13 protein-coding genes and 1 pseudogene are annotated in these 16,436 nt (G+C 64.0%); 9 read left to right on the top strand and 5 right to left on the bottom strand.

Annotation, left to right across the window (positions count from 1 at the left end; genetic code table 11):
- Positions 1-3 precede the first annotated feature (3 nt).
- From C4900_RS06000 to C4900_RS05960, 9 genes are all read left to right on the top strand, one after another.
- The gene (locus tag C4900_RS06000; RefSeq protein ID WP_114282615.1) at positions 4-261 is read left to right on the top strand and encodes a sarcosine oxidase subunit delta; all 258 of its coding nucleotides are present in this window, start codon (positions 4-6) and stop codon (positions 259-261) included.
- Positions 258-3,158, top strand: a complete 2,901-nt coding sequence (locus tag C4900_RS05995) for an FAD-dependent oxidoreductase (RefSeq protein WP_114282613.1) — start codon at positions 258-260, stop codon at positions 3,156-3,158. The genes C4900_RS06000 and C4900_RS05995 overlap by 4 nt, the downstream gene beginning before the upstream one ends.
- Positions 3,155-3,802 (top strand): hypothetical protein, encoded by a 648-nt coding sequence (locus C4900_RS05990; protein WP_065971281.1) that lies wholly within the window; start codon positions 3,155-3,157, stop codon positions 3,800-3,802. The genes C4900_RS05995 and C4900_RS05990 overlap by 4 nt, the downstream gene beginning before the upstream one ends.
- Positions 3,799-5,124, top strand: coding sequence for a type III glutamate--ammonia ligase (gene glnT / locus C4900_RS05985; RefSeq protein ID WP_114282611.1), 1,326 nt, complete (start codon positions 3,799-3,801; stop codon positions 5,122-5,124). Before C4900_RS05990 ends, glnT begins: the two co-directional genes overlap by 4 nt.
- Before the next feature lie 42 nt (positions 5,125-5,166).
- A complete protein-coding gene (locus C4900_RS05980) occupies positions 5,167-6,084 on the top strand; it encodes a class II glutamine amidotransferase domain-containing protein (RefSeq protein WP_114282609.1) in 918 nt (305 codons plus the stop codon).
- A complete protein-coding gene (locus C4900_RS05975) occupies positions 6,072-6,770 on the top strand; it encodes a protein glxC (RefSeq protein ID WP_065971284.1) in 699 nt (232 codons plus the stop codon). Before C4900_RS05980 ends, C4900_RS05975 begins: the two co-directional genes overlap by 13 nt.
- Before the next feature lie 9 nt (positions 6,771-6,779).
- Entirely contained in the window at positions 6,780-8,141 is a 1,362-nt protein-coding gene (locus C4900_RS05970) for an FMN-binding glutamate synthase family protein (protein ID WP_065971285.1), read from the top strand.
- 653 nt (positions 8,142-8,794) lie between these two features.
- Positions 8,795-10,210, top strand: coding sequence for an APC family permease (locus C4900_RS05965; protein ID WP_065971286.1), 1,416 nt, complete (start codon positions 8,795-8,797; stop codon positions 10,208-10,210).
- Positions 10,211-10,336: 126 nt separating this feature from the next.
- The gene (locus C4900_RS05960; protein WP_170132429.1) at positions 10,337-12,079 is read left to right on the top strand and encodes a bifunctional protein-serine/threonine kinase/phosphatase; all 1,743 of its coding nucleotides are present in this window, start codon (positions 10,337-10,339) and stop codon (positions 12,077-12,079) included.
- 815 nt (positions 12,080-12,894) lie between these two features.
- Here C4900_RS05960 and C4900_RS05945 read toward each other — a convergent pair.
- The 5 genes and pseudogenes from C4900_RS05945 to C4900_RS05925 form a co-directional block, all read right to left on the bottom strand.
- The gene (locus tag C4900_RS05945; RefSeq protein WP_114282605.1) at positions 12,895-13,842 is read right to left on the bottom strand and encodes a nucleotidyl transferase AbiEii/AbiGii toxin family protein; all 948 of its coding nucleotides are present in this window, start codon (positions 13,840-13,842) and stop codon (positions 12,895-12,897) included.
- Positions 13,826-14,647: a type IV toxin-antitoxin system AbiEi family antitoxin domain-containing protein gene (locus C4900_RS05940; protein WP_114282603.1), complete on the bottom strand. Its 822-nt coding sequence runs from the start codon at positions 14,645-14,647 to the stop codon at positions 13,826-13,828. The genes C4900_RS05945 and C4900_RS05940 overlap by 17 nt, the downstream gene beginning before the upstream one ends.
- Positions 14,648-14,803: 156 nt before the next feature.
- A pseudogene (locus tag C4900_RS05935) lies at positions 14,804-15,371 on the bottom strand (tyrosine-type recombinase/integrase); the annotation flags it as partial.
- A gap of 74 nt (positions 15,372-15,445) precedes the next feature.
- Complete coding sequence (locus C4900_RS17165) at positions 15,446-15,778, bottom strand: transposase (RefSeq protein ID WP_411675223.1); 333 nt, start codon at positions 15,776-15,778, stop codon at positions 15,446-15,448.
- 60 nt (positions 15,779-15,838) lie between these two features.
- Entirely contained in the window at positions 15,839-16,414 is a 576-nt protein-coding gene (locus C4900_RS05925) for a plasmid pRiA4b ORF-3 family protein (RefSeq protein ID WP_170132427.1), read from the bottom strand.
- Positions 16,415-16,436: the final 22 nt, after the last annotated feature.

The following is a 16,436-nucleotide window of genomic DNA, read 5'->3' as shown; positions in this document are numbered from 1 at the left end:
CTCATGAAGACCCTGACCTGCCCTGTCAATGGACCCCGCCCACTCTCGGAATTCTTCTATGGCGGCGCGCTGCGCCTGATGCCGGATCCGTCGGTGGACGATGCCCTCTGGGCGGATGCGGTATTCAACCGGGCAGGCATCCCCGGCACCAGGCGCGAGTGGTGGTGCCATATCCCGAGCTACACCTGGTTTATCGCCGAGCGCGATACCGCCACCGATGTCGTGACCGCGACCTATCTCTTCCAGGGCGGTGCGCCATGAGCGGCCCCACGCGCCTGCCGCCCGTCGCGGGCGAATGGATAGACCGGCAACGACCGCTGCACTTCGTGTTCGAGGGGCAGAGCATACCGGCCTATGCCGGTGACACCATCACGAGCGCGCTCTTGGCCGCCGGCCGAAGCGCGCTCGGACGCAGCTTCAAATACCACCGGCCGCGGGGCGTGTTGTCGGCCGCCAACCACGACATCAACGTCCTGGTCCAGAGCAACGAGCGGATCAATATCCGCGCGGACATAAGCCCGGTGGAGGCCGACATGGTGGTGCGTGCCGTCAACACCTGGGGGGGCGTCACCTGCGATCGCGGGTTCGTGCTCGACCGCCTGTCGCGGTTCCTGCCGGTCGGCTTCTATTACAAGGCCTTCTACAACAAGCGGCTATTCCCCTTGTGGGAACGTCTGTTCCGGCGCGTTGCGGGTCTTGGCGTCATTAATCTCAAGGCCCCGCGTCTGAGGACCGTGACCCGATATGCCTTTTGCGACGTGCTCGTCATCGGCGCCGGCCCCTCGGGGCTTGCGGCCGCGATCGCCGCCGCCGACTGCGGCGCCCAGGTGGTGTTGGTGGATGAGAACGCGCATATCGGCGGCAGCGCCACCTACCATCCCACGGGCTTCTTAGATGCGGGTCTGGACATGCAGGCACTGATCACGAAGGTCCGGACGCATCCCGGCATCGATGTGCGCGCAGGGACCTGCGCGGCCGGTTATTACGCGGGGCACAGCGTGGCGCTCGCAGAGGCCCAGCACATGACCAAGATGCAGGCGCGCGCGGTCGTCTGCGCGACCGGCCTTTGGGAGCAGCCGGCGGTATTTCGCAATAACGACCTCCCCGGCATCCTGCTCGGCTCCGCGGCCCTGCGGCTGCTCTATCGCTATGCGATTCGACCCATGGAGCGCGCCGTGCTGCTGGTCGCCAACGCCGAAGGCTACGAGGTGGCCAAGGCCCTCAAGGCCCATGGTGTATCGATCGCGCTCATCGTCGATATGAGACCCGCCCCCAAAGAGGCCCAGGATCTGCGCGCCCAAGGCGTGGAGGTATGTGCTGCCTCCGGTATCATCGAGGCCGTGCCCACGCCGGATCGCCTCGGGGTGGCGGCAGTGCGCATCGCGCCCATGACCCGCGCAGGGCAGGCGCCCCCCTCTTATCGCGAGGTCGCCTGTGATGGCGTCATCCTCAGTACCGGCTTCGCGCCCGCGGCGGCGATCTTGTGCCAAGCCGGGGGCCGGCTCACCTACGACCAGGCCCTCGAGCAATGGGTCCCGGGCGAGCTGCCCGCCGGCCTCTTTGCGTGCGGGCGCGTAAACGGGGTCTTTGCCCCGGGCGCACGGCTGGCCGACGGCAGACGCGCCGGAGGGCTTGCCGCCGCGCATGCGGGATGCCGGGAAACGGACTGCCCGGCGGTGGCACGCGATACCGTCGCGCACAGCCACCCGTGGCCGTTTGTGAGCCACCCGCGAGGCCGGGAATTCCTCGATTTCGATGAGGACCTCCAGTATCAGGACTACGTTCATGCCGCCAAGGAGGGCTTTGACACAAGCGAGCTCTTGAAACGCTACACGACCACCGGCATGGGTCCGAGTCAGGGCAAGCATTCGCATATGAACGCCCTGCGTCTCCTCGCCCACATCCGCCACGAGACCCCGCAGGCCATCGGCATCACCACCGCCCGGCCCTTCGTTCATCCCGTGCCGCTCGCTGTGCTCGCCGGTCATGGCCTTCACCCGCGCCGGCGCACGGCGGCCCACAAACTTCATGAAGACCTGGGTGCGGTGTTCGTGGAGGCCGCGACCTGGCTGCGCCCCGCCTATTACCAAGTCGCGGGCCTTTCCAAAGAGGCATGCATCGAACGCGAGGTACGCGCGGTGCGTGAACGGGTCGGGATCATCGATGTCGCGCCGCTTGGCAAGATCGAGATAGCCGGGCCCGATGCCCTAGCCTTCATCGAACGGGTCTATACCTCACGCTGCGCCAATATCGCGCCCGGCGAGACCCGCTACGCGCTCTTGTGTGACGAGGCCGGCACGCTCATCGATGATGGCGTGATCGCGCGCCGGGATGCCACCTGCTTTTATGGCACGACCAGCACCGGCGGCGCCGTGGCCATCACCCGCGAGCTCTCACGCCTCATCGCGCTCTGGGCCATGGACTGCGTGCTCACCCCTTATACCGGCCAGTTCTTTGCCGCCAACCTGGCCGGCCCCCGGGCGCGTGCGGTGCTCGAACCCTTGACCGATATCGATCTCTCGCCGCAGGCCTGCCCCTATCGCGCCTATCGCGAGGGCCATGTCGCCGGCATCCCGGCGCGCATCATGCGCATGGGCTTCGTCGGCGAGTGGAGCTATGAAATCCATGTGCCCGCGAACCTCGGCGCAGCCCTCTGGGAGGCGCTCATGCGCGCCGGCCAGGACCACGGCATAGGCCCATTTGGCGTCGAGGCACAGCGCATCCTGCGTCTCGAAAAAGGCCACATCATCGTCGGCCAAGACACCGATGGCGCAACCCACCCCCGCGAGGCGGGCCTCGGGTGGGCGGTGAACTTCGATAAACCCTTTTTCGTCGGTCAGCGCAGCCTTGCGATCTTGCACGCAAAACCGCTATCGCGCGTACTCGTCGGTTTTATCCTGAAAGCGGCCCGCGATGATGCGCTGCCCGAGGAAGGCCATCTGATCATAGCGCACAACGTGGTCGCAGGCCGGGTTACGAGCATCGCCTGGAGCCCGACCCTTCGGCGCCACATCGGGCTTGCCTACGTCACCCCCTCGGTAAGCGAGATAGGCGGCGTCATCACCATACGGCGCCGCGACGGACGCCTCACGGAGGCCTTGGTGAGCCCGCTCCCCTTCTATGACCCCCTCCAGGAACGACAAAAGGAGGCCTCGTGAAGAAGCCGGTGGGCGTAAGCGCACTCATGGTAGGCCATGATCCGGCCATGGCCGCGGATCGTGCCGATCCCCCCTCGCTCGAGATCTCTGACCATTCGCTCCTGGCGAGGACCGGTCTCAAGGGCCGTGGGGCCTATGACTGGCTCGAACGCCGCGGCATCACCCCGCCGCCATCGCCCAATAGCTGGTGCGTCGATGGCCAGACCTTGATCGTCCGTCTCGGACCCCACGAATTCCTGCTCGAAGGGCTAAGCGTGCCGTGTCTGGATACCGCCGGCATCGGGCCCGAGGACTTCGTCTATCCGGTGGTGCGTCAAGACACCGCGCTCGCGCTGCGCGGTCCTGGCCTGCTCGCCGTGATCGCCCAGACCTGCGCCCTCGATGTTCGCGCCTTCGACCCCCAAGATCGGCCGGCCTGGCTCACCCTCATGGCCGAGATCCCGGTGCTGCTCATCGCCGACCTGCGAGGTCCGGTGCCTTGCGCCCTCGTATGGACCTGCCGCAGCCATGGGGCCTATCTCTGTGAAACGCTCCTGACGGCGTGCCGCGCCTCCGGCCGCCACGCGATCGTAAGACCGCCCGACCACCGGGATCGTTTTCCTCAATCATCCTATCTGGCCCACCCACAGCGGGAGACCTCATGACCACCGTCGAAGCGCAGCAATTCCTCGAAGCCCACAACATTCAGTACATCCTGGCGCAATTCGTCGACATCCACGGCGCGCCCAAGACCAAGTGCGTGCCGGTCGGCCACTTCGAGGACATCCTGAAAAACGGCGCAGGCTTTGCGGGATTCGCGGTGTGGGGCCTGGGGCTTGCCCCGCACGAGGCCGATTACATGGCGGTGGGCGACATCAGCACCCTGAGCCTCGTCCCCTGGCAGCCGGGTTACGCACGCATCGTCTGTGACGGACACGTCCAGGGCCAACCTTGGCCTTATGACAGCCGCTATGTCCTGAAGAGACAGATCGCGCGCATGGCCGAGCGCGGGCTCGGCTTTGATACCGGCATGGAGCCGGAATTCGTACTGCTGCGGCACGACGATCAGGGACGCCTGTGTCCGTTCGATGACAGCGACCATCAGGCCAAGCCCTGTTATGACTTCAAGGGCCTGTCGCGATCACGCGCCTTCCTGGAGGCCCTGACGAGCTCCCTCTTGGCAGTCGGCATCGATGTCTATCAGATCGATCATGAGGACAGCAACGGCCAGTTCGAGGTCAATTACACCTACACCGACAGCCTGACATCCTGCGATCGCATGGTGTTCGTGAAGATGGCGGCAAGCGAGATCGCGCACGGCATGGGCATGGTGTGTTCCTTCATGCCCAAGCCCTTCGCCAACCGCCCCGGCAATGGCCAACATATCCATATGTCGGCGAACCGCGACGGCCGCAACGCCTTCGAAGACCCCGATGACCCCAGGGGCCTACGGCTCTCCACGCTGGCCTACCAGTTCCTGGCGGGCATCCTCGTCCACGCGCGCGCACTGGCCGCGCTCTGCGCCCCGACCGTCAATTCCTATAAGCGCCTGGTCGTCGGCCGCTCGCTGACCGGCTCCACCTGGGCCCCGGCCTATATCAGTTACGGCGACAATAACCGCTCGGCAATGGTGCGCGTACCGGGCGGCCGGCTCGAGCTTAGGCTACCAGACGGGGCATGCAATCCTTATCTGGCCACGGCCGCCCTCATCGCCGCCGGCCTCGATGGCGTGGAGCGTAGCCTCGATCCGGGGGCCCCGCACAACCTCGATCTCTACACCCTTCCCGCCTGCGAACGCGAGCGCACAGGCATCGGACTGCTCCCCCAAAACCTCCACGAGGCCCTCGTGGCCCTGGAAGGAGACACCGTGCTGCGCACGGCGCTGGGTCCCTTGGCCGAGGAATTCCTGACCCTGAAACACCAGGAGTGGCTCGAGTACATGCGCCATGTCTCGGATTGGGAGATCGCGCACTATGTCGACCTTTGAACCCATGACTTTCGCCCCGATACGTCAAGACGGAGACATCCTATGTGCGGGATCGTAGGGCTTATGATCAAAAATCCCGCCATGCGCGGCGAGATCGGCGCGCTCGGCCTGCCGATGCTCTCGGCCATGAGCGAACGCGGGCCGGATTCCGCGGGCTTTGCCTTGTTCACACAGGACGCGCGCCCCGATTGGCTCAAGATGAGCCTGCTCTACGATCCCCCGGCGACATCCCCGGCGTTTTCCTGGACCGGGCTTCAGGACGCCGTCGACCGCGCGCTGACCATAAGGACGGAGATCCACGTCCGCGGCCGCCATGCACGACTTGCCATCCCGATCAAAGAGACGGCGCCTGAGGCGGTAGTCGCCTGGCTGCGCGCCCATCATCCCCATGTCCGCATCCTGTCGACGGGGTATTCCCTGGAGATCTACAAGGACGTCGGGGCGCCAGACGAGGTCGCGCGGCGTTATGGTTTCGCCACGTTCGCGGGCAGCCATATCGTCGCCCACACGCGCATGGCCACGGAATCGGCGGTGAGCGCCGATCGCGCCCACCCGTTCACGGCCGGCCACGACTTCTGTCTCGTCCACAACGGGTCTTTGTCAAACCCCCATGAGATCCGGCGCGCGCTCGCGGTCCACGGGATACGCTTCGACACCGACAACGACACCGAGGCGGCGTGCCGCTTTCTCGAATGGCGCCTGCGCGACGGGGACAGCCTCGAACAGGCCCTGCAGGCGGCATTTGAAAGACTGGATGGATTCTTCACCTTCCTCATAGGCACGCCCGATCGTCTGGCCCTGGTCCGCGATCCCTTTGGCTGTAAGCCCGCGGTGGTGGCCGAGACCGACGATTACGTCGCCATCGCATCCGAGTTTCGCGCGCTCTCGCACCTCCCGCGCATCCAGGAGGCCCATGTCTTCGAACCGGTCCCCGAGGAGATGTATGTATGGACGCCGTAAACTTTGATCTCGCCACGACCTCGGTCACCGAGGTCAATGGCTACCTGCATCAGCACAAGGAGGCCCTCTGCGGACGGCAAGTCACCATCACCCACCCCGACGGCGCGCACAATATCGCAGTCGGGCTCGATCTCGACTGCGAAGTGCGCATCGAAGGGCACGCCGGCTACTATGCCGGCGGCATGAACCGGCGCGCCGCGATCACTATCGATGGCAGCGCCGGTACCGGGGTGGCCGAAAACATGATGAGCGGTCGCGTCGAGGTCAAGGACTTTGCCTCCAACGGCGCCGGGGCCTCGGCGCACGGCGGGCTGCTCGTCGTCCACGGCTCTGCGGGACTGCGCTGCGGCATATCCCTGAAGGGCGGCGATATCGTCATAGGCCAGTCGGTCGGGGCGTTCTCGGGTTTCATGGCGCAGGCCGGGCGCATGGTCATCTGCGGAGACGCGGGCAAGGCCCTGGGCGACTCCCTCTACGAGGCCGTCATCTACATCCAGGGGGCCATTGCCTCCCTGGGCGCCGATGCACGCCTTGAGCCCATGGATGCGACCGACGTGCTGGCCGTAAGGACCCTGCTCACGCAGGCGGGGCCGACATTCGCGCGCCATGATCCCGGCGCCTTTCGCAAGGTCACATCGGCGCGCACGCTCTACCACTGGAATCAAAACGCCCCCCAGGACTATTGAGGTGTTGCCATGAATACGAATGAGGACACCAAAGTCCCTTTGTCCGAGGAAGAGTCGTACGGTTACGACCGCAAGATCCTGGACTACATCCACAAGGCCGCGGCGCACGGACTCTACGAGATCCGCGGCCTGGGCGCCAAGCGCGCCCTGCCGCATTTCGACGACCTGGTCCTGCTCGGCTCTTCGCTGTCTCGCTATCCGCTCGAGGGCTACCGCGAGAAATGCTCGACCCAGACGATACTGGGCACGCGCTTTGCCAAAAGGCCCATCGTCCTCGATATTCCGATCACGATCGCCGGCATGAGCTTTGGCGCGCTATCGGCCCATGCCAAGGAGGCCCTCGGCCGGGCCGCGACCGCCGCCGGCACCTCCACCACTACCGGCGACGGCGGCATGACCGCCGAGGAACGCCAATCCTCGCGCATGCTCATCTACCAATGCCTGCCATCCCGCTACGGATTCAATCCCCACGACCTACAAAGCGCCGACGCCATCGAGATCGTCATCGGACAAGGCGCCAAGCCCGGGGGCGGCGGTCTGCTCCTGGGCCAGAAAATCAATCCGCGGGTCGCCGCTATGCGCACGCTGCCGGAGGGCATAGACCAGCGCTCCGCCTGCCGCCATCCCGACTGGACCGGTCCCGACGATCTCGCCATCAAGATCCGGGAGCTACGCGAGATCACAGACTGGATGAAACCGATCTACGTGAAGGTCGGTGCCTCGCGCACCTTTCATGACGTGAAGCTCGCAGTGGCCTCCGGTGCCGATGTCGTGGTCGTCGACGGCATGCAAGGGGGCACGGCGGCGACCCAGGCCTGCTTCATCGAGCATGTCGGCATTCCCACCCTGCCGGCGCTGCGTCAGGCGGTCGACGCCCTCGAGGATCTGGGCCTTAAGGGCGAGGTCCAGCTCATTATCTCGGGGGGCATCCGTACCGGCGCCGACGTCGCCAAGGCGCTCGCCATGGGCGCCGACGCGGTGTCCATCGGACAAGGTATGCTCATCGCCCTCGGATGCAATGCCGGTGACTACGAGAGCGATGGGGCGCGGCTGTCGGCTGACGCCGATTACCGCTCCCTGGGCACCCGGGCGGGCTTCTGCCACCATTGCCATACCGGCCTCTGTCCAGTCGGGGTCACCACCCAGGACCCCATCCTCGAGACGCGCCTGAGCGCCGAGGCCGGCGCCAGGCGCGCCACCAATTACCTAAAGACCCTCACCCTCGAACTTACGACCATGGCACGCGCCTGCGGGAAGCATAACGTCCATCATCTCGAACGCGAGGATCTGGCGGCACTGACCGTGGAGGCCGCGGCCATGGCGCGTCTGCCACTGGCCGGCACCGACTGGACCCCAGGAACCACACCATGACCGAGGCCCCCGGTGATCATCGCCTACTCTGCCTGCGTCCGGGGCATGGTGCCCCCAAAATCCCGGGGGCGGGACGCCCCGACGGTCCGTGCCCCGCAGCCCCGGCAAAGCCCCGCGCGGAAAGCCACCATGAGGGCGCGCGTAGCGCACGCACCCGAGAGGGCCTAGGGCTCGCTCCACGCAAAGGACCCGCGGGTACAGTCGATTGTTCCGAGGAATGGCTGAGAGGCGCGATGCCATAGACCCATCACCTGCCCGTCGAACGCCGTAGATAGGGGCATCGGCACCTTACTGACTGCTATCATTCCGGTACACCGGAATGATCAATCGTGCGTCTCGTCCAACGAAACCCTTCATAGAAACCCTCCGGTGATCCCGGGCCATGCCACGGACTCTCTCGCAGACATTCCCTTCCCTACACCATCCACAATAATTCCATAAGTCGCCACACTATTAATGTCATATTAGTGTTTGTTCAATACTGATAGCGTTCAAAGGTGGTGCATGGCGTGCCACACAATGGATCATATATACCATGGCTTCCGCATGAACGCGCCACGAAACGGCGTCGCGGCGCGGTTTTCCCAAGACCACTGGCATGGCGCGCTTATTGCTTGATGGGTCCTGTCACCCCACTACCGCGAGGCCCCGCCATGAGCGCCGTACCCCACGCTGATAGAACCTTGAGAAGCCAGAGCCTAGGCTTCCTGGAAGCGATCGGTCAGTCACTTGCCAACATCTCGCCGACACTCACACCCGCCCTCAATATCAGCGCGGTCGTGGCGCTCGCCGGACAGGCAAGCTGGCTCGTCTATGGGATTGCCACCATCGCCCTGCTGCTCGTGGGCATGAATATCTCCGCGCTCGCCAGCCGCTTTTCGGCGGCAGGGTCGTTCTTTGTGTTCATTTCCCAGGCTATGGGCCCCATGGCCGGCGGCATAGCGGGCTGGGCATTGGTAGCCGCTTATATCGGTACCGCCATGGCACTCCTAGGCGGCCTTGCCATCTTCGTGAACAATGCGCTGGCACCCGAAGGTCTTACGCTGCCCATCCCGGTCACCTATGTCATAAGCGCCGCCCTCGTCTGGTACCTGGCCTATCGGGACATCAAGCTCTCTTCGCGCATAAGTCTCGTAGTCGAGGCCATCTCGATCACCGCCATCTCCCTCCTGGTGTTGACGGTCTTTGGTCGCCACGTATCGCAGCCGCTCATTCATGCGCAACTGACACTCGTCGGGGCCAACGGCAAAGGCATGTCGGAGGCGATCGTGCTCGCGATCTTCTCATTCGTGGGCTTTGAGAGTGCGGCCACGCTTGGCAAGGAGACCCGCGATCCCCTTAGGAATATCCCGCGCGCGATCATGTACAGCATGATCGGCGCAGGGGTGTTTTTCATGGTCATGGCGTTTGCGCTCATGATCGCCTACAAAGGCAACGTGCAGGCCTTGGGCAACGATCCCGCCCCGCTCCTGACACTCCTGAAGGCCCTGCACCTGGCACGCTTCGCCACCGTCATTTACGCGATCGCATCGGTGAGCCTTTTTGCGTGCGTGCTGGCCTCGGTGAACGCCGCCTCGCGGCTCTTGTTCTCGATGGGCCGCTATCATTTCATCCACCGATCCATGGGGCTCGTACACGCCGGACACAAGACCCCGCATGTGGCCGTGGCCATAAGCTCGGCCTTGGCCCTGCTCGGCCCCCTGCTTCTTTTAAGCCAGGGGCCCATGAACACCTACGAGCTGACAGGCACCTTCGCGACCTTCGGGTTCATCTTCGCCTATCTGCTCATCAGCGTGGCCGCGCCCTTGTATCTCAACAAACAGCGCGTGCTGACCACCCGGCGCGCGCTGTTAGGGGGTAGCGCGGCACTCTTCATGCTCGCGGCCTTCTTTGGCAGTGTGTACCCGGTCCCCAGCTATCCTTACAATATCCTGCCCTACCTGTTCGTTCTGTATCTGGCGGCCGGCCTTGCCTGGCTCGTACACCTGAAGAAAAACGCGCCGCAGGTGCTGACGCTCATGGAGCACGACCTGGAGTCCCAGGAACAGGAGGTCTTTGGGCGCAAATAGCCGCTCTCAAGGCCGCGAGCCTTCCGTACGGTGGCGCGGCCTCCGGCACGAGACCGGCCGGCAGGCGCGTCCACCGCCGCGCGCCCAAACGAGGAGATGTGTCATGAGGTCACCATTCGCGTGATAATGGAACCCGCATATACAGAGCCTTCCCCAGGAGGCGGCTATGCCGACACCGTGCACGTCCGGCCCACGCGCCAGGAGTCACCGGAATTTCATATAGCCTTACGCTCCGTGCCGGGTACGCGCGAACGCAATGAGGATTACGTGGGCTTCGTGGCAGGGACCCCAGAGGACCGTGTGGCCAAGGGCAGCGTGCTCGCCATGGCCGATGGCATGAGCGGAGCCGCGGGCGGGCGGGTGGCGGCGGAGCTCACGGTGCGCGGCTTTCTGGAGGCCTACTACGGCCTGCCGACGACCTTGCGCCCCGAGCTTGCCGCCGGGCGCGCCCTCGACACCATCAATCGCTGGCTGTTTCGCATCGGACGCACCGACGCCAATCTGCGCGAACTGGCGGCATCGTTTGCCGCGCTCATCATTCGCGCGCGCGAGGCTTATATCGTGTCGGCGGGAGACGTACGGGTCTATCACGTACGCGATGGCGTCTGCCAGCAAATCAACACCGACGATTTTTACCCGACCACCATGGGCGGGATCATCACCAATGCCCCCGGTCTTCGCGAGACCGTCACCACCGAGATGCACAGGGTGGCGATCGAAAAGGGCGATCTCTTCGTCATGTGCACGGACGGTTTCTACCGGGGCCTTTCGCGAAGCGCCGTGCGTGAGGTGTTGTTCCTCTCGCAAACAGCGCCGCTCCAGGCCCAAGACCTGATCGACCACGCCAAGGAGCGGGGATCGACGGACGATATCACCGTGGCGGTCATGCGTATCCTCGATGTCCCTCCCCTGGATGGGCCGCTCATAGAACGCGTCGTGGCCGCCCTGCCCTTGATGCCGCCCCCTTCGCTCGGCGCCACCGTGGACGGCTATCGGCTCGAGCGCATCGTCCACGACGGTCATTACAGCCGCCTCATAGTGGCTGAAGACACCCACGAACCCCCTACGACCGTACTGATAAAATTTCCCAAACCGTCTGTGCGCAAGGATGAAAACGTGCGCCAGGGCTTCATGAAAGAGGCCTGGATCAATAGCCGCGTGCGCCACCCGCAGCTGGTGCCGTCGCGCCCCCTTGGCGAGCCTCGCCAGACGCAGTTGTATCTCGTCATGCCCTATTTCGAAGGCGAGACCCTGGAGACCGTATTGCAACGGTCGCCACTGCCCTGGCAGAAGGCCAAGACCTCCCTGGTGAACGTCGCCAAGGCCGTCTACGCCCTCAATCGCGTGCATATTTTTCATCGGGACATCAAGCCCGCTAACATCCTCCTGCTGCGCGACGGTGGCCTGAAGCTGCTCGATCTCGGGCTTGCCCATACCCCAGGCCTTCCGGGAGGCGCACCGCTCGAGACCCCGGGGACGCCCGGCTATATGGCGCCCGAACTGCTCACCGGAGGCCTCGGCGACGCCCGCTCCGAGGTGTTCGCGCTTGGAGTGACGCTCTACCGGGCGTTGAGCGGCGGGCGCATGCCTTACGGCCTGCGGGGCCTGGTCCCTCTCACCCACTTTCGCCGTGACATCCCCTATGAACTGAACCTCCTCATAGAAAAGGCGCTCTCACCCGATCCCGACAATCGCCACCAGGATGCCCTGGAGTTCGCCTTCGATCTCGAGCAAATCCCCGCGCAGTCCGCCATGCGCCGCCATCCGCGGACCCCGCTCTTGACGCGCAACCCCCTGGCCTTTTGGCAGTGGTCGTCGGCCCTGCTCTTGATCCTCTTGCTCGTGCTTCTGGCCTGGCATATGCCGTAGGGCCCTATCCCCGAAGATAACGATCCAGGATCCCGATCGAACGGGACCGGGGACCGGCAAAGGATCCTCTCGCCAAGCGTATCCGAAGGCGCGCCGCGCCCACATGCGCGGGCCATCCCCTCAGCCTGCGTGTACGGCAGAAGGCTTATGCCGGATCCACGGAAGACCCGGCCTACGATCGAAGATGTCCTGCGACGGGAATACGCAACGGGGCCCCATGAGCGGATCGCACGCGCTGCGCTGACCTTGCGCCAAGACATCGATGCCCCAACCCGGACCACGGCTAAAACATGGTCATCGCCATGCGTCGTCCGAAACCGTGCATCGGTCGCAGCAAACTTGGCGGGAGTTGATCCAAGTCAGCAGTTCGAACTGCCGTATCGGCGCTTGCGATCAAGTACTTGAACTGAACGACTGTGACTCGATGCGCCCAGGCAACATCGGTGGCGCCGTAGTATCGCACAAGATCGGCAACTCGACCGCGCCAGTTCCCAGGCTCTGCTCGTCTTGCTCGTCGAAACCCTCGAGAAATGATAGCGCTAAGGTCGGTCGACGGCGGGAGGAGTTCAAGGGCGGTGCGCGCGGCCCAAGCTGCATGAAACGCATGGCCCGCCTTTGATGCTCGAACTTTGTCGATTTCTATCGGCGCCCTGCCCGTATCGTCGTCACTTATGATCGACTCCATCCCCCAGCCAACCGAAGCAGTAGCGCACTCGCTGTCTGCTAGTCGGCTCAGAACATCATCCTGCAACCCATGCCTTGGCCTCACTCATAGACCAACGCGCAATCGTGAATCATCGCGTAGGCACCTCACATCATCTGGCATCGACGATCCTGGCCAGCGCTTCTTCCAACAGACTCCGATCCGCCGCACGCTTGGCGTCGGTGCGCCGGGCCAGGTTGTGCAGCTTGCGCCGCACGCCCGGCAAATCGGCCGCATGCGGAAGTCCGATCAGACCGAAGTCCGGCCGCTGATCCTCAACGGACCGCAGGAACGCACACGATGGCTCATCCAGCCATCCAGCCACACGCGCCAGCAGACGCTCATGGATGTCCAGCAAGACCTCGGCTTCGATAGGCTCAGCTGTCATTCCCTTGAAGTGTGCTTCGAACATCGCTGCGAATTCCGCAGGCACGCGAGGCGCCAACATCTCCCAGACAGGCTTGGGACTGCAGGTCAAGTAGACGAGAAAAGTTTGCCAGAGCACGTGATCTGCCCGTGCATCCTTCAGCAACAAGCCGACATCGAAGAGATCACGCGGATGCTGTCTCGACAATGCCGCAGCCAGCTTGCCGGCATAGAGGTCGGCGAAATCCAGTACCTGTGCAGAAGCGAAGCCGAACGCCTCTTCCACCTTCGGGCGCACCACCATGTTGCGCACGGGATGCACCGTGCCGCGCATAACAGGCGTCGTCTCGATCTGCACACGCGCACGGCCACGACTGGCCACCAGCCGCGTGACGCCTGCGCCCTCCCCTGCTGACAATTGCACCTGCAGTTGCAGAGGCCGGGCGCGCAGTACATCAGCCAGCCGCCCAAGCGCTTCGGCAATCAGCTTTGCATCTTCGTCATAGTCATGCACGGGCAACCAGGCCAGATCTATGTCCACCGACAACCGTGGCAGATCGTGCTCAAACAGGTTGATGGCCGTGCCGCCCTTGAGCGCGAAGCGAGGCTCCTGTGCCAGCACCGGCAAAATCTCGACTAGTAGCTTCACCCGGTCGGTGTAGCGCCGATCCCAGCGGTCAAGCCAGGTGTTCATCGAGGTCTCCCGGCAAGGTGATCTGGTAGGTCGGATGGAGGCGCCCGCCGGGCACCAGTGCGCGCTTGCCCCGGCCCAGATCGACGCCGTCCAGAGGCACATGCGACAGCCACGCATGTCGATGACGCTCGGCCAGCGCCAGGAACAGTCGTTTGGCCTTGATGCTGCGGCAGTGGCGCAGCAGCATACCGACCCGCTGCGGGCGCAACGTGGTCATGGCCTGCATCAGCGCGTCGGCCTCGTAGACCAATGTTGCGTCCACGACGCCATCGCACAGCTCCAGCATGGCCCGCTCGGGCGTAGAGCAGACCAGGGCATCGGTGTTCGGCGCAGCCCGATACCAGGCCAGACCTTGCTCGGACAGCGTCTTCTCGGACACTTCCGCCGTGAACGCCGCAGGCAGCAGATCGAACGGCCCCTTGCCTCGATAGTGGAAGCGCTGCGCCAGCGACAGCTTGCCGAGCCAAGCCGGTGGCCGCTCCATCCCATACAGGGTGATCGCGCCGGCATCGCCCAAACGCAGGTAGTGCTCGTGCCCCTGCAGGCTAAGTGCAAAGAGACCACCAACGTGCAGCGGCACGCCTTCCCCGACCTGCAGGCTGCGAACTACGCCTTCCCACTGCAGGCGCCCACCCTTGCGCATGTAGACGCCGCGCGCCGGCGACACCAGCCAGCCGCTGTCCACGTAACGCGCGACGAGGCTGCTGGAGTAGCCATGAGCCCGCAGCCAGCGGCTTGACACCAAGCGCGCATCGCCCAGTTCGGCCAGTAGCTGGTTTAGTTTTCCTGCATTTTCGTCACTCATAGTGCGCAAAATACAGCTTCTTCAAACTTTTTCCCAGTCACGCTAGTTTGACGGGAAAGGAAAATGATCACCTACGGTGATCGTTTACGAGAAATCCTAAACCAAACGCGACTCAGCACCGCCCGACGCACAAAAAGCCATCGGGCCGTGTTGTCCTTACACGGTCGCTCTCAACGCAGGCACCGCCACGCTCCCCGGGCACTAGCTGTGGCACGTAGGTCTGCCCGTCGATCCACGCATCGACCATGTTGGTCCACCCTTGCAGCATGTGGCGCCGCCGCTTGGCATACTCGGCCTTGCTGTAGATCGAGCGCGTGGAACGTCCGTCCTCGTGCGCCAAGCACTTCTCGATCCAGTCGCGGTTGAAGCCTATTTCGTTCAGCCGTGTCGAGCCGACACGGCGCAGGTCGTGGACGGTGAACGACTCCCGCGACAGGCCGGCGGCCTGCGCCCGCTCCGCCACGATCTGCGTGACCCGGTTCAAGATGGCGTTCGACAGGCAGAGGACGGCGTCGGTGCGTGACGGCCGCATGAACTTGGGACTGGCCGCGCGGGTGTGCAGCGCCACGAAGATGTCAAGCGCCTGGCGTGACAAATACACCGCATGCGGGTTACGTCCCTTCATGCGCGGCTTCGGGATCGCCCAGGTCGCATTCTCAAAATCGACCTCATCCCAGGCCGCTTGGATTCGCTCGCTCTTGCGCACCAGCGTCAAGAAAATCATACATGAACGGCTCCTGCCAACCTTACGGTATAACGTGAGTTTCGTGCTCATTACCGGCATCGCCAGCAAGGCGATCATTCCGGCCGTTCCTGCTGTTCGATGTAGGGCTTGAGTCCGGACAGGGGCGCACCACCCACTGGGAGGGGGCCATAACGGCGGCTCCAGAATACCGGCTTGTTCCCGTCATATGTTTTCAGAGGACCCGCACACCCTTTACGCAGCCATCGGCTGCTGACGGTTTTCCGGGTGATCGATGAAGGCCGACGGGAGTCCTTTCGGCCCCCTGTGTCAACGCCAGGAGCAAAGGCCCATGGTCCGTCTCCCCCATTGCATTCCCGCACCGCGCACTCCCATGGTGCCGCCGTGCTCCGGCGAATCGCTTCGAGACGGCCCCGCCTCGGTCCCATCATGCATTGGCGCCGATACTTCGTGACCAGAACCCCTTGGTCGTTCAGGCATATACCAGCCTAGGCGCGCCCGAATCGTACGATGCGGTTTACAGCATTGATATCAAATCCCTCGGGATCGAAGGCGCCACCGATCCAGCTCAGTGTCTCTTTGTGCTCCTCGTGCTGCGGGTCCTTGATCACCTCTAGAAATCTTTCGTATCCCGAGGGGCCGCCGACGTCATCGGGAGGTACGGCGCGCGCACCGCCCACACACAGGGGATAGGTCCAGTCCGGATCGGCATCCGGGCGCGGCACGACCTTAACGCGACAGCGCCAACTGTCGCCGAAGTCATAGAGATAGACAAATTCCCGGAGATCGCGCCCGAGCACCGCACCGAGGGTCTTGCGACGCTCGTCCTCCATCTCCAGCTCCTCGAAGAATTCGTCATACGGCATGCTGAAGCTGCGTTCACCGAAGGTGAAGCTGTGCAGATGGGAATCGGTCCATCCGAGTGTAATCTGTAAGAGATCGTGGAGCGCGGGCAGGGTGATGGTAAGCGGCACCATCAGCCGCCGCCAGATGAGCGGCTTTATGTCCTGCAACTCGATGTAGAGCTCCACGATCTTCGGTGCTGCGCGTCGCGCCTTGGCCATGCTTCGATCCCCCCGGAAAAAG

Origin of the sequence: Acidiferrobacter thiooxydans, from assembly GCF_003333315.1 — a bacterium.
GTDB lineage: Bacteria > Pseudomonadota > Gammaproteobacteria > Acidiferrobacterales > Acidiferrobacteraceae > Acidiferrobacter > Acidiferrobacter thiooxydans.
The sequence above is the reverse complement of the archived record's forward strand: the minus strand, read 5'-3'. Positions and strand labels throughout refer to the sequence as shown.

Excerpts from the sequence above, each read along its gene's own strand:
- C4900_RS06000 (WP_114282615.1), top strand. The coding sequence starts at position 4 with ATGAAGACCCTGACCTGCCCTGTCAATGGACCCCGCCCACTCTCGGAA.
- C4900_RS05995 (WP_114282613.1), top strand. The coding sequence starts at position 258 with ATGAGCGGCCCCACGCGCCTGCCGCCCGTCGCGGGCGAATGGATAGAC.
- C4900_RS05970 (WP_065971285.1), top strand. The coding sequence starts at position 6,780 with ATGAATACGAATGAGGACACCAAAGTCCCTTTGTCCGAGGAAGAGTCG.
- C4900_RS05940 (WP_114282603.1), bottom strand. The coding sequence starts at position 14,647 with ATGAGTGACGAAAATGCAGGAAAACTAAACCAGCTACTGGCCGAACTG.
- glnT (WP_114282611.1), top strand. The coding sequence starts at position 3,799 with ATGACCACCGTCGAAGCGCAGCAATTCCTCGAAGCCCACAACATTCAG.
- C4900_RS05945 (WP_114282605.1), bottom strand. The coding sequence starts at position 13,842 with ATGAACACCTGGCTTGACCGCTGGGATCGGCGCTACACCGACCGGGTG.
- C4900_RS05965 (WP_065971286.1), top strand. The coding sequence starts at position 8,795 with ATGAGCGCCGTACCCCACGCTGATAGAACCTTGAGAAGCCAGAGCCTA.
- C4900_RS05925 (WP_170132427.1), bottom strand. The coding sequence starts at position 16,414 with ATGGCCAAGGCGCGACGCGCAGCACCGAAGATCGTGGAGCTCTACATC.
- C4900_RS05960 (WP_170132429.1), top strand. The coding sequence starts at position 10,337 with ATGGAACCCGCATATACAGAGCCTTCCCCAGGAGGCGGCTATGCCGAC.
- C4900_RS05980 (WP_114282609.1), top strand. The coding sequence starts at position 5,167 with ATGTGCGGGATCGTAGGGCTTATGATCAAAAATCCCGCCATGCGCGGC.
- C4900_RS17165 (WP_411675223.1), bottom strand. The coding sequence starts at position 15,778 with ATGGGACCGAGGCGGGGCCGTCTCGAAGCGATTCGCCGGAGCACGGCG.
- C4900_RS05975 (WP_065971284.1), top strand. The coding sequence starts at position 6,072 with ATGGACGCCGTAAACTTTGATCTCGCCACGACCTCGGTCACCGAGGTC.